Source organism: Pseudomonas sp. GW823-FHT01D03 (assembly GCF_058798255.1).
Genome location: NZ_JBXAKK010000001.1, coordinates 5,582,323 through 5,594,255 on the forward strand (window position 1 = coordinate 5,582,323; position 11,933 = coordinate 5,594,255).

Here is an 11,933-nt window from a genome sequence, read left to right on the forward strand (position 1 = left end):
TTCTCCTGTTAGTGGGCAACCGCAGCAGCGCCGTGTTCATCGATCAACGCACCGTTGTGGAAACGGTCGATGGAGAAAGGTGCAGCCAATGGGTGCATTTCACCCTTGGCCAGACTCGCGGCAAACACGTTGCCCGAGCCAGGTGTGGCCTTGAAGCCACCAGTGCCCCAACCGCAGTTGAAGAACATGTTCGGTACCGGGGTTTTCGAAATGATCGGGCAGGCGTCTGGCGTGGTGTCGACGATGCCGCCCCACTGGCGGTTCATGCGCACCCGCGACAGCACCGGGAACATCTCGACGATGGCCTGGATGGTGTGCTCGATCACCGGGTACGAACCGCGCTGGCCGTAGCCGTTGTAGCCGTCGATACCGGCGCCGATCACCAGGTCGCCCTTGTCGGACTGGCTGATGTATCCGTGCACGGCGTTGGACATGATCACGCTGTCGATAATCGGTTTGATCGGCTCGGACACCAGCGCTTGCAGCGGGTGAGACTCGATCGGCAGACGGAAACCGGCGAGTTTGGCCATGTGCCCGGAGTTACCGGCGGTGACCACACCGACACGCTTGGCACCGATGAAACCCTTGTTGGTTTCTACGCCGATGCACACGCCGTTTTCCTTGCGGAAACCGATCACTTCGGTCTGCTGGATCAAGTCCACGCCCAAGGCATCGGCGGCACGGGCAAAGCCCCAGGCCACGGCATCGTGACGAGCGACGCCACCGCGACGCTGAACGGTCGCGCCCATCACCGGGTAGCGAGTGTTTTTCGAGCAGTCGAGGTACGGAATCTCGTCGGCCACTTGCTTGGCATTGAGCAGTTCGCCGTCGACGCCATTGAGGCGGTTGGCACTGACCCGACGCTCGGAATCACGGATGTCCTGCAGGGTGTGGCACAGGTTGTAGACACCGCGCTGGGAGAACATCACGTTGTAGTTGAGATCCTGCGACAGGCCTTCCCACAGTTTCATCGCGTGTTCGTACAGGTGCGCCGACTCGTCCCACAGGTAGTTGGAGCGCACGATGGTGGTGTTGCGCGCGGTGTTGCCGCCGCCCAGCCAGCCCTTTTCGACCACGGCCACGTTGGTGATGCCGTGCTCTTTCGCCAGATAGTAGGCAGTCGCCAGACCGTGCCCGCCACCGCCGACGATGACCACGTCGTAGACCTTCTTCGGCGTCGGCGTGCGCCACATGCGCTGCCAGTTTTCGTGGTGGCTGAGGGAGTGTTTGAAGAGGCCGAAGCCCGAATAGCGTTGCATAGTCATTTACTCCAAACCGCTCAGCGATAAACCGGGTAGTCGGCGCACAGTGCCGCGACGTTCTTGGCCACATTCGCTTCAACGTCGGCGTCACCGAGGTTGTCGAGGATGTCGCAGATCCAGCCGGCCAGCACTTCACACTGGGCGACCTTGAAGCCACGCGTGGTGACTGCCGGGGTGCCAATGCGCAGGCCCGAGGTCACGAACGGCGACTGCGGGTCGTTCGGCACGGCGTTCTTGTTGACGGTGATGTGCGCACGGCCAAGGGCAGCGTCAGCATCTTTGCCGGTCAGGCCCTGACGGATCAGGCTGACCAGGAACAGGTGGTTGTCGGTGCCGCCGGACACTACATCGTAGCCACGTTTGATAAACACGCTGGCCATCGCTTGAGCGTTGTCGATCACTTGTTGCTGATAGGCCTTGAAGCCTGGCTCCAGCGCTTCCTTGAAGCACACCGCTTTACCGGCGATGACGTGCATCAGCGGGCCGCCCTGGGCGCCGGGGAATACGGCGGCGTTGAGCTTTTTCTCGATCTCTTCGTTGGACTTGGCGAGGATCAGCCCGCCACGCGGACCGCGCAGGGTCTTGTGCGTGGTGGTGGTGACCACGTCGGCGTACGGCAGCGGATTCGGGTACAGGCCAGCAGCGACCAGACCGGCGACGTGGGCCATGTCGACGAACAGCAGCGCACCGACCTTGTCGGCGATCTGGCGGAAACGCGGGAAGTCCAGAGTTTTGGAGTAAGCGGAGAACCCGGCAACGATCATCTTCGGCTTGCACTCGACGGCCAGACGCTCGACTTCGTCGTAATCGATCAGCCCGGTGTCGGTGTTGATGCCGTACTGCACCGCGTTGTACAGCTTGCCCGAGGACGACACTTTGGCACCGTGGGTCAGGTGACCGCCGTGGGCCAGGCTCATGCCGAGAATGGTGTCGCCCGGCTGGATCAGCGCCAGATAAACAGCGCTGTTGGCCGAGGAACCGGAGTGCGGCTGGACGTTGGCGTAATCGGCGCCGAACAGCTGCTTGGCGCGCTCGATGGCCAGCGCTTCGACTTTATCCACATGCTCGCAGCCACCGTAGTAGCGCTTGCCCGGATAACCTTCGGCGTATTTGTTGGTCAGGCCGCTGCCCTGCGCTTGCATGACGCGCTTGCTGGTGTAGTTCTCCGACGCGATCAGCTCGATGTGATCTTCCTGACGTTGCTCCTCGGCATTCATCGCCGCCAGCAGTGCATCGTCGTAACCCTGGATCTGGTCTTGCTTGCTGAACATCGCGTCTCTCCCAGCGGCATCTGTGCGCCATTCGTCTCGGTAAGGCACTGGCAATCAAGGCAGTGCCCTTTGATGCGATGGTATGACCGGCGCAGACAGCTCAAATGCCTACGGACGCCACGCAAAGGTGCGTTTACGACATGGCCGGAAAAGGCTGATCGGACACATCATCCAAAACTGCGGAGATCCCCTGTGGGAGCGGGCTTGCTCGCGAAGAGGCCGTGTCAGTCGACATCAATGCCGCCTGACGCACCGCTTTCGCGAGCAAGCCCGCTCCCACAGGGGTCAGGTGTATGCCGTGCGGACGGCGAGCAATAGGAGGAAATGCGCGGGGTAGAGGGCGTAAGCCCAGCGCCGCATTGGCGGTGGCTGGAGATGTCGCCCATGTCGCAACAGGAACATTCCGAGCATTGGCGCGAACAGGCAGGTGGCAATGCCAAGTATGGCCACGCTACTGCCGAACCTCGCCGACTCATACAGCACCTGCCACTGATTACCCGCCAGACACACCAGCCCCGACAGCAGGCTGAAATACCAGGGACGACGAAACACCAACAGCAGCGCCAGCGGCAACAGAACGCCGAAGAATCCGAACATCAGTCGCTCCGGAAAAACAGCGGCCAGCACCAACGCAGCGACACCCAGTAATCGCGACATGATCGAGGGATCCTGCCAGCCCCGCGCCACCAGCAACCCCAGCGCCAGCGTAGGCATCACGTTCAAGGTGTCGGGATCAGGAATGTACAAGCGGTACGGAATCTCACTGACCGCACTGAACAACAGCAGCCAGCCCAGATAGCGCCACTCGGTCTTCTGCGCACCGGCCCGGGACAGGTTCGCCGCCATCGCCAGACAGAACCACGGGAACGCCAGACGCCCCGGCACATACAGCCAATCGGCGCTGATCCCGACATATCGCAGGTGATCGAGCAGCATGCTCAGCAGCGCCAGCCACTTGAGCAGATCCAGCGCGCCGTCGCGTTTAGTCACGTGCATAATCGGGTAACAAACTGGTAATTTTCTGACAGCGACATCCCGTGTGCTCCCCGGAAGATCTTCGGTAAAGTGCGCACCCTCATTGACCACGAGCCTTCACAAGAGTCTCGACCACGGAAGCCGGCCATGACCGACAAGAGCCAACAATTCGCCAGCGACAACTACTCCGGTATCTGCCCTGAAGCCTGGGCCGCCATGGAACAGGCCAACCACGGCCACCAGCGCGCTTATGGCGACGATGAATGGACCGCACGCGCGGCCGACCATTTCCGCCAGCTGTTCGAAACCGACTGCGAAGTGTTTTTCGCCTTCAACGGCACCGCCGCCAACTCGCTGGCGCTGTCGTCGCTGTGCCAGAGTTACCACAGCGTGATCTGCTCGGAAACCGCCCACGTCGAAACCGACGAATGCGGCGCCCCGGAATTCTTCTCCAACGGCTCGAAACTGCTGATCGCCGGCACCGAAAACGGCAAGATCACCCCGCAGTCGATCCGCGAGGTCGCGCTCAAGCGCCAGGACATCCACTACCCGAAACCGCGCGTGGTGACCCTGACCCAGGCCACTGAGGTCGGCAGCGTCTACACCCCGGAAGAAGTCCGCGCCATCAGCGCCACCTGCAAAGAGCTGGGCCTGCACCTGCACATGGACGGCGCGCGTTTCTCCAACGCCTGCGCATTCCTCGGCTGCTCGCCGGCCGACCTGACCTGGAAGGCTGGCGTCGATGTGCTGTGCTTCGGTGGCACCAAGAACGGTATGGCGGTGGGTGAAGCGATCCTGTTCTTCAACCACAAACTGGCCGAAGACTTCGATTACCGCTGCAAACAGGCCGGGCAACTGGCGTCGAAAATGCGCTTCCTCTCGGCACCGTGGGTCGGCATCCTCGAAAACGACGCCTGGCTCAAATACGCCCGCCACGCGAACCACTGCGCACAACTGCTGGCCGAACTGGTCAGCGACATCCCCGGCGTGGAACTGATGTTCCCGGTGCAGGCCAACGGCGTGTTCCTGCAACTCTCGGAACCGGCCATCGCCGCGCTGACCGCAAAAAACTGGCGCTTCTACACCTTCATCGGCAAGGGCGGCGCACGCTTCATGTGCTCGTGGGACACCGAAGAAGAACGCGTACGCGAACTGGCCCGCGACATTCGCGAAGTCATGTCCGCCTGATTCCTTGGCAAATGAACTCCTGTAACAAGTTACTCCCCTGTGGCGAGGGAGCTTGCTCCCGCTGGGCTGCGTAGCAGCCCCCAAAACCTGAGTAGGCGGTTCGTCAGACAAACCGTATTGCCTGGGTTTACGACTGCTGCGCAGCCGAGCGGGAGCAAGCTCCCTCGCCACAAGTTCACTTCGCCGCCCCTATCGCGACAGCTGCTTGGTCTACATTGTCTGTCGAGCCCTCCGCTCACATAACAATAAGCAGGAGCATCGGCATGTCGCTACAAGGCAAAACCCTGTTCATCACTGGCGCCAGCCGTGGCATCGGGCGTGAGATTGCGCTGCGGGCCGCGAAAGACGGGGCCAATATCGTGATTGCGGCCAAAAGCGCCGAAGCCCACGCCAAGTTGCCTGGAACCATTCACAGCGTCGCCGCGGAAATCGAAGCGGCGGGCGGCAAGGCATTGGCCCTGCAAGTCGATGTGCGTGATGAAGACGCGGTGCGCAGTGCGCTGGCCCAGGCCAATGAACATTTCGGCGGTATCGATGCGCTGGTCAATAACGCTGGGGCGATCAAACTCACCGGTGTGCAGCACATCGAACTCAAGCGTTTCGACCTGATGCACCAGATCAACACCCGCGCGGTGTTGCTGTGCAGCCAGGCCGCCCTGCCCTATCTGAAGAAATCCGCCGGGCATATTCTCAATCTGTCTCCGCCACTGAACCTGGCGAACAAGTGGTTCGCCCAGTTCAGCCCCTACACCGTGACCAAGTACGGTATGAGCATGCTGACGATCGGGATGAGCGAGGAATTCGCCAGTTACGGCATCAGCGTCAACTCACTGTGGCCGCAGACGATGATCGCCACCGCCGCCATCGAATTTCAGCTGGGCAACCGCGAGTCGTTCAAGCAGGCGCGCACGCCGGCGATCATGGCGGATGCGGCGCATGTGATCCTGGATAGCCGCCAGCGGCAGATCACTGGACGGCTGCTTATCGACGAAGAAATTTTGCGTGAGTACGGCGTAACTGAGTTCAAGCATTACCGCTTCGAGCCGGACAGCGACGCCGCGCTGATGCCCGACCTGTTTATCGACTGAAACACATTCCCCCTGTGGGAGCGGGCTTGCTCGCGAAAGCGGTGTGTCATTCAACACGTATGCTGACTGATCCGACGCTTTCGCGAGCAAGCCCGCTCCCACATTTGGGCCCGTGCAAAGCCTTAGAACTCGATACGCACGTCGCCCTTCGGCACGCTGCAGCACGACAGAATGTAACCCTCGGCCTCGTCGTCCTCGGTAATCCCGCCGTTGTGCTCCATTTCCACTTCGCCCCCCAGTTTCATCACCTTGCACGTCCCGCAAATCCCCATGCCGCAGGCTTTCGGAATCATCAGGCCAAGCTTGGCCGCCGCTGCGTGCACGGTTTCGCCCGGGGCCACGCGAATGCTCTTGCCGGAGGCGGTGAATTCGACCTGATGCAGATCCGCCGCATCGATTTCCGGCGCATCGGCTGCTTGCTCGGCTTGCTCCACCGCATCGGCACGCGCTTCCGGTGGCGTGGCGCCGAAGGATTCCTCGTGATAGCGCGACATGTCGTAACCGGCCACTTCCAGCAGGCGCTTGACCGCGTTCATGTACGGCGTCGGGCCGCAGCAGAACACTTCGCGCTCGAGGAAGTCGGGAACCATCAGCTCCAGCATCTTGTGATTGAGGTAGCCGCGATAGCCGGCCCACGGCTCGCCCAGCCCGTGTTTCTCGCAGATCAGGTGCAGGCTGAAGTTGTCGATCCGCGACGCCATGTGCTCCAGCTCGCGGTGGTAAATGATGTCTTTTGGCGAGCGGGCGCTGTGGATAAAGGTCATGTCGACGTTGGCGTTGGTGTCGTAGAACCAGCGCGCCATCGACATGCACGGGGTGATCCCCACGCCGCCGCTGAGATACAGGACTTTCGGGCTCGGGAAGTCGATGGCGTTGAACAACCCGACCGGGCCGTGCACCGCTAGCTCCTGGCCTTCATGCAGGGTGTCGTGCAGCCAGTTGGAAACCTTGCCGCCCGGCACGCGTTTGATGGTCACCGAGAAGCTGTACGGCACCGACGGCGAGCTGGAAATGGTGTACGAGCGCATGATCGGCTGACCGTCGATTTCCAGCTCCAGGGTCACGAACTGCCCGGGCTTGAAGAAGAACAGGATCGGCTGGTCGGCCATGAAACAGAAGGTGCGCACATCCCAGGTTTCCTGGATGACTTTGACGCAACGGACGATGTGTCGGCCATTGGCCCAGGTCTGGGTGGTGACCGGATTCAGGAAGCTGTTGGACATGCTGTTCTCCACGGCCGACTGTCGGCCTTCATGTGGCGATTCTGCGTATAGCGTGAACCGCCCGTTTACCTATCCGCGACATCGGCATACTTATCGCGACCAGCCCCCAACCGCCGGGGGTTGCGCGTCGGGAACAGATTGCACCATGTCGCCCATGGATAAGGTTCCGGGCAGCGCCGGCCCCACACTCGCCCCACACCAAGACGAATTCTTTACACCTTGCGTAGCAACCCTGATCAGCCACTTTCGCGGCCACGCAGATGGCCTTGAGGAATACATCGATGGACGTCACCGCAAAAATCAGCCTGGGCGATCCGCTGGAACCCGCACGCAAGGCCACCGCACAGATGCTGCAGGAGCGCGAGCGCACCTTTTCGCTGCCGCAGCCGTTCTACAGCGACGAGCGCCTGTTCGATATCGACATGCAGGAGATCTTCCAGAAAGAGTGGTTGATCGCCGGCATGACCTGCGAGATCCCGGCCAAGGGCAACTACCTGACCCTGCAGGTCGGCAAGAACCCGATCATCGTCATTCGTGGCGCCGACGGTGTGGTGCATGCCTTTCATAACGTCTGCCGCCACCGTGGCTCGCGCCTGTGCACCAGTGAAAAGGGCAAGGTCGCCAAACTGGTCTGCCACTATCACCAGTGGACCTACGAACTGGACGGGCGCCTGCTGTTCGCCGGCACCGAGATGGGCGCCGACTTCGACATGAAGCAGTACGGCCTCAAACCGGTGAACGTGAAGACTGCCGGCGGCTACATCTTCATCAGCCTGGCGGAGAATCCGCCGGCCATCGATGACTTCCTGTCGACGCTGAACCACTACATGGAACCGTACGACATGGAGAACACCAAGGTGGCGATCACCACCACCTTGATGGAAAAGGCCAACTGGAAACTGGTGCTGGAAAACAACCGCGAGTGCTACCACTGCAATGCCTCGCACCCGGAACTGCTGAAAACCCTGCTGGAATGGGACGACGTCACCGACCCGCGCGCCGATCAGGCCTTCAAGGATCACGTCGCCGCCTCCGCTGCTGCCTGGGAAGCCGAGAAGATCCCTTACGCCCACGCCAGTTTCGGCCTGCGCAACCGCATCGTGCGCATGCCGCTGCTCAAGGGCACCGTGTCGATGACCCTGGACGGCAAACAGGGCTGCGCCAAACTGATGGGCCGGATCAAGAACCCCGATCTCGGCTCGATGCGCATCCTGCACCTGCCGCATTCGTGGAACCACTGCATGGGCGACCACATCATCGTGTTCACCGTGTGGCCGATCAGCGCCCAGGAAACCATGGTCACCACCAAATGGCTGGTGCACAAGGACGCCGTCGAAGGCGTGGATTACGACGTCGAACGCATGCGCCAGGTGTGGGACGCGACCAACGATCAGGACCGGCGTCTGGCCGAAGAAAACCAGCGCGGGATCAACTCCACGGCTTATCAGCCTGGGCCGTACTCGAAGACCTATGAGTTTGGCGTGGTCAATTTTGTGGATTGGTACAGCGAGCGGATGCTGAGCAACCTTGGGGCCGAGCCTGCGCCGTACCTCAAAGGCGTCCCGGTCCAGGGCTAAAAGCAAAAGCAAAGGCTTCGCGAGCAAGCCCGCTCCCACAGGGACTGGCGGTGTACACAAATTCTGTTATCACCGCCGACCACTGTGGGAGCGGGCTTGCTCGCGAAGAGGCCGGCCCTGTCACCGCCTCACTTCGATGACCACCTCACACTGCCATCCTCACCAATAAACTCCTCAAAAATATCCTCCCCCACCAGCCTGATTTTCGCGTAGCCATTCAACACCCGCAGCGGATACGCCGGGTCGTTGGCATCCTGCGTCTCCGACCACAACACCCGCGAATGCCCGTTCAGCTCGCTGGCATTGCCATAGGGAATCGCCCCGTGCCCGGCGCAGCGCGCGTGCAAACCGCCCTGCTGTGCGTAAACGATGCCGTTGTGCAGATGCCCCCAGTACCAATAATCCGGCTCGCGCCCCAAGGCATCGCATACCGGTTGATACAGCGCGGTCTGGTGATGCCCGGAAATATCGAAGCCCTGGTGATGACTGAGCACCATGATCTTTTTGCGTTTCGGCAGGGCTTTCATCCAGGTGATCTGCGGCTCGTTGAGCGTGCCGTCCATGTACAGGTTCATCGCGTCCGAGGCATACGCCGAATCCAGCCCGACCACCAGCCAGTCGTCGTTGATCAAGGCGAAATAACTGGTGCCCTGCTGCCCCGGAAAGCGCTTGGCCAGTTCCTTGAAATAGCCGTGGGCGCCGCTGTACATCTCGTGATTGGAGTTGAGGGTGAACGAGCCGTGGCTGCCCATCGGCCAACCGGCCATGTCGACGTCTTCCTGCGAATGGCTGCCGGCGTAGTAGACGTCGCCCAGATGGATGGTGAAATCGGCCTGGGCCAGTTGCATCTGGTTGGCGACTGAAACCGCCGGTGCATGACTGTTAAAGGGGCCGGTGCCCCAATCGCCGGCAATCGCCAGGGTCACGTCGCGCTCCATCTGCACCACCGCCGGGTCAGTGCCGAAGGTCGCGTGATGGCGCAGGTTTTCAATCCACTTGAGCAATGCCTCGCTCCACAGCAGGTCGAGCAATTCCCACTTGCGACACCCCAGCAAACTGCCGTCCTGCAACACCCGGGTTGCCAGTTGATCCGGCGATTGCGGCAACGGTGTGGCATTGCCGATACGCAGGATCGACAGGCCATGGGACAACTCCCACGGCACCGCCGGTTCATCGCCCGGCAACTCACCGTTTTTCAGCACGTACTGCGCCTGATCGTGACCGCGCTGCAGCAGCTTGATGATCGCCTGAAACTCCTGCGGCTCCAGCTCGCTGATGAGCTTCATCCAGGCCATTTCCATGCGCGTGAACAAGCCGTGAATGCGCAGCTTTACCTTGTCGTACTCGTGTTCCCAATGACTGACCAGTGACATGGCGTAATCCTCTATCCGTAAGGGCTCACAGGGTTTTCATGAATTCGATCAACGCACGTTTGTCGTCGTCCGACAGCGTGGTGCCATACAGGTGACCGCTGTTGTGGTTGCCTTCCAGTCGGGTGTCGTATTTGAAATCCGCCGAGGCTTTAGCCTGAGCGCCCGTGGTGACGAAACCGACGTTGACCGGGTCGTAGACGTCGGAGCCGGTGATGAACACCACCGGACGTTTTTCCGGCGGTTGCAGCAGATCCCACAGGGTCGGCACCGAACCGTTGTGCAGGTACGGCGCGCGCAGCCAGATGCCGTCAGTCGGCGTGTTGCTGTAGCTCTGGGTCTTGCGATAGGCGCCGAAGTCGAACGGCGGTTTCTTGAAGGTGTGAAACGCGGTCACCAGACCGGTGGTGAACGAGTCCAGCCGATGCGGATCGGTGCCCAGTTGATCGATGTTGGTGGTGACCTGCCCGGTGTCGGCGCGACCGAAGTCGTGGCACGCGGCGCAATTGGCATCCCAGATCGGCTTGCCTTGCGCGACCCTGGCCTGATCCAGCGCCCACGGCCATGCCGGCGCCTTGTGCCCGAGCAGCCAGTTGGTCACGCGGTTGAAGCTCGGCGGCAGCACCGATTCCGGGGTCGCGCCCACGGCCATCGCGGCGGCGTAGTTGCGTTCGTGGATCTTGTTGTTATTGCCGTCCCAGTGCAGGTACATCGATTCCCGCGGCTTCTGGTTCCACACTTGCGGCAGATCGACGGTGCCGATGGTCGAGTCATCCGGGAAGCCGAACACCACCATTTTCGTCGGGTTGAAGGTGTCGGTGCGGCCCGGGCCCTGTTGCGGACGCAGCTTCTGCCAGGCGTAGGCCTGTTTCTGCTTGAGCAAAGCGCTCTTCGCCATCGGAATAATCAGATATCGGTTGTAGAGCTTCTCGAAAAAGCCCAGCTGGAATTTGCCGTTGATCGCCGCCATCACCGCGTCGGTGGTGAATTTCGGGTCGCTGGCGCAATCGTAGGCGAACCACTGGAAGGCCTGCAGTTGCAGGGTGTTGGCCGGCGCGCTGGGTACGTTGACCGCAACGTCGCTGGCATTGGCCCGGTAGGAGCCGGTGTGACACAGCGCGCAGTTTGGTTCCACGGTCGGGTAACCGATCTGCCGCTTGGCCATGCCGATCGGCAGGTCCTTGCCGTTCTCATAGAGAAAGCCGAAGACCTCCCAGCCGCCGGGTTTGGTCAGCTTTTCCGGGCACATCTGCGGCAGCACGGCGAACAGGTAATACGGGATCCGCGCTTCGATGCCCAGACCGATGGCCGCGTATTTGTAGTGATCTTCGTCGGAGGCGTACTCCTGCTCCGGCACCACCCGCAGCATCTGGTACCAGGTCTGGTACCCAATGAAACCGAGCAGCGCCAGTACGACCAAGGTACCGACCTTGAAGGTATGGCTCTGCCATTGCCGCGCCCAGGCCGCGCGCCACTCGCGCCAGCCATCGCACAGCAGCGCCCATGGCCGGTTCGCGGGCGTGGTGCCGAGGTACAGCAGAATACCGAGGATCAGGAAGAAGCTCAGATCGCCCAACAGCATCGGCACGAACACCGAGCCTTGAATGCTGGTGTTGATCAGGTAAATCCAGAACACCACGGCGATCAGCCGCGTCAGCACGCACAGCCAGGAATGCACCACATAGCGCGGCGCGTTGAAGCCCGACGGCATGTAAAACACGCTGATGCCCACCAGCAGCATCCCGGCGTTTTCCAGCCACGGGTCGGAGAGTTGCGGCGGCAGCCCGACCACCGATGTCAGCAACCCCGGCGCAAACAGCGCCGGGATCGCGAACACCATGTTCATCGCAATGCCGATCCAGATGAAGCGTTGAAACCAGCGGATGTAGGTATCCATGTCATCCATTTCCTTGTGCAGACCTTAGGAGAGTCCCTCTGTGTGATGAGCTTTTGTGGCGAGGGAGCTTGCTCCCGCTCGG

Annotated in this window: 9 protein-coding genes; 3 read left to right on the forward strand and 6 right to left on the reverse strand. The window is 61.2% G+C overall.

The features are described 5' to 3' along the window. Positions 1 to 8: 8 nt before the first annotated feature. The 3 genes from AC1RBR_RS24810 to AC1RBR_RS24820 all read right to left on the reverse strand — a co-directional run bounded on the left by AC1RBR_RS24810 (position 9) and on the right by AC1RBR_RS24820 (position 3,529). Positions 9 to 1,259 (reverse strand): sarcosine oxidase subunit beta, encoded by a 1,251-nt coding sequence (locus AC1RBR_RS24810; protein WP_003206307.1) that lies wholly within the window; start codon positions 1,257 to 1,259, stop codon positions 9 to 11. A gap of 20 nt (positions 1,260 to 1,279) precedes the next feature. Then, positions 1,280 to 2,533 (reverse strand): serine hydroxymethyltransferase, encoded by a 1,254-nt coding sequence (glyA, locus tag AC1RBR_RS24815; RefSeq protein WP_007962601.1) that lies wholly within the window; start codon positions 2,531 to 2,533, stop codon positions 1,280 to 1,282. Positions 2,534 to 2,818: 285 nt separating this feature from the next. Beyond that, positions 2,819 to 3,529, reverse strand: a complete 711-nt coding sequence (locus AC1RBR_RS24820) for a TraX family protein (RefSeq protein ID WP_492566980.1) — start codon at positions 3,527 to 3,529, stop codon at positions 2,819 to 2,821. A gap of 126 nt (positions 3,530 to 3,655) precedes the next feature. Here AC1RBR_RS24820 and AC1RBR_RS24825 point away from each other — a divergent pair, with 126 nt between their 5' ends. Both AC1RBR_RS24825 and AC1RBR_RS24830 read left to right on the forward strand, forming a co-directional pair. Beyond that, positions 3,656 to 4,696 carry a threonine aldolase family protein gene (locus tag AC1RBR_RS24825; RefSeq protein WP_007913115.1) on the forward strand — a complete coding sequence of 347 codons (1,041 nt, stop codon included), beginning with the start codon at positions 3,656 to 3,658 and terminating at the stop codon, positions 4,694 to 4,696. A 263-nt stretch (positions 4,697 to 4,959) separates the two neighbouring features. Then, on the forward strand, positions 4,960 to 5,784 hold the full coding sequence (locus AC1RBR_RS24830; RefSeq protein WP_492566981.1) for an SDR family oxidoreductase: 825 nt from the start codon (positions 4,960 to 4,962) through the stop codon (positions 5,782 to 5,784). 122 nt (positions 5,785 to 5,906) lie between these two features. On the opposite strand, the gene gbcB is transcribed toward AC1RBR_RS24830, so the two are convergent. Beyond that, a complete protein-coding gene (gene gbcB, locus AC1RBR_RS24835; RefSeq protein ID WP_027610659.1) occupies positions 5,907 to 7,007 on the reverse strand; it encodes a glycine betaine monooxygenase reductase subunit in 1,101 nt (366 codons plus the stop codon). Between the two features lie 281 nt (positions 7,008 to 7,288). On the opposite strand from gbcB, the gene gbca reads away from it, so the two are divergent. Further along, positions 7,289 to 8,584 carry a glycine betaine monooxygenase oxygenase subunit gene (gene gbca, locus AC1RBR_RS24840; RefSeq protein ID WP_115986006.1) on the forward strand — a complete coding sequence of 432 codons (1,296 nt, stop codon included), beginning with the start codon at positions 7,289 to 7,291 and terminating at the stop codon, positions 8,582 to 8,584. A gap of 128 nt (positions 8,585 to 8,712) precedes the next feature. On the opposite strand, the gene AC1RBR_RS24845 is transcribed toward gbca, so the two are convergent. Together AC1RBR_RS24845 and AC1RBR_RS24850 are read right to left on the reverse strand one after the other, a co-directional pair. Beyond that, on the reverse strand, positions 8,713 to 9,957 hold the full coding sequence (locus tag AC1RBR_RS24845) for a metallophosphoesterase family protein (RefSeq protein ID WP_456018090.1): 1,245 nt from the start codon (positions 9,955 to 9,957) through the stop codon (positions 8,713 to 8,715). A gap of 25 nt (positions 9,958 to 9,982) precedes the next feature. Then, positions 9,983 to 11,851 (reverse strand): c-type cytochrome, encoded by a 1,869-nt coding sequence (locus AC1RBR_RS24850; protein WP_492566983.1) that lies wholly within the window; start codon positions 11,849 to 11,851, stop codon positions 9,983 to 9,985. Positions 11,852 to 11,933 lie beyond the last annotated feature (82 nt).

Coding starts and splice junctions, on each gene's coding strand:
- AC1RBR_RS24810 (WP_003206307.1), bottom strand. CDS start 1,259: ATGCAACGCTATTCGGGCTTCGGCCTCTTCAAACACTCCCTCAGCCAC.
- glyA (WP_007962601.1), bottom strand. CDS start 2,533: ATGTTCAGCAAGCAAGACCAGATCCAGGGTTACGACGATGCACTGCTG.
- AC1RBR_RS24820 (WP_492566980.1), bottom strand. CDS start 3,529: ATGCACGTGACTAAACGCGACGGCGCGCTGGATCTGCTCAAGTGGCTG.
- AC1RBR_RS24825 (WP_007913115.1), top strand. CDS start 3,656: ATGACCGACAAGAGCCAACAATTCGCCAGCGACAACTACTCCGGTATC.
- AC1RBR_RS24830 (WP_492566981.1), top strand. CDS start 4,960: ATGTCGCTACAAGGCAAAACCCTGTTCATCACTGGCGCCAGCCGTGGC.
- gbcB (WP_027610659.1), bottom strand. CDS start 7,007: ATGTCCAACAGCTTCCTGAATCCGGTCACCACCCAGACCTGGGCCAAT.
- gbca (WP_115986006.1), top strand. CDS start 7,289: ATGGACGTCACCGCAAAAATCAGCCTGGGCGATCCGCTGGAACCCGCA.
- AC1RBR_RS24845 (WP_456018090.1), bottom strand. CDS start 9,957: ATGTCACTGGTCAGTCATTGGGAACACGAGTACGACAAGGTAAAGCTG.
- AC1RBR_RS24850 (WP_492566983.1), bottom strand. CDS start 11,851: ATGGATACCTACATCCGCTGGTTTCAACGCTTCATCTGGATCGGCATT.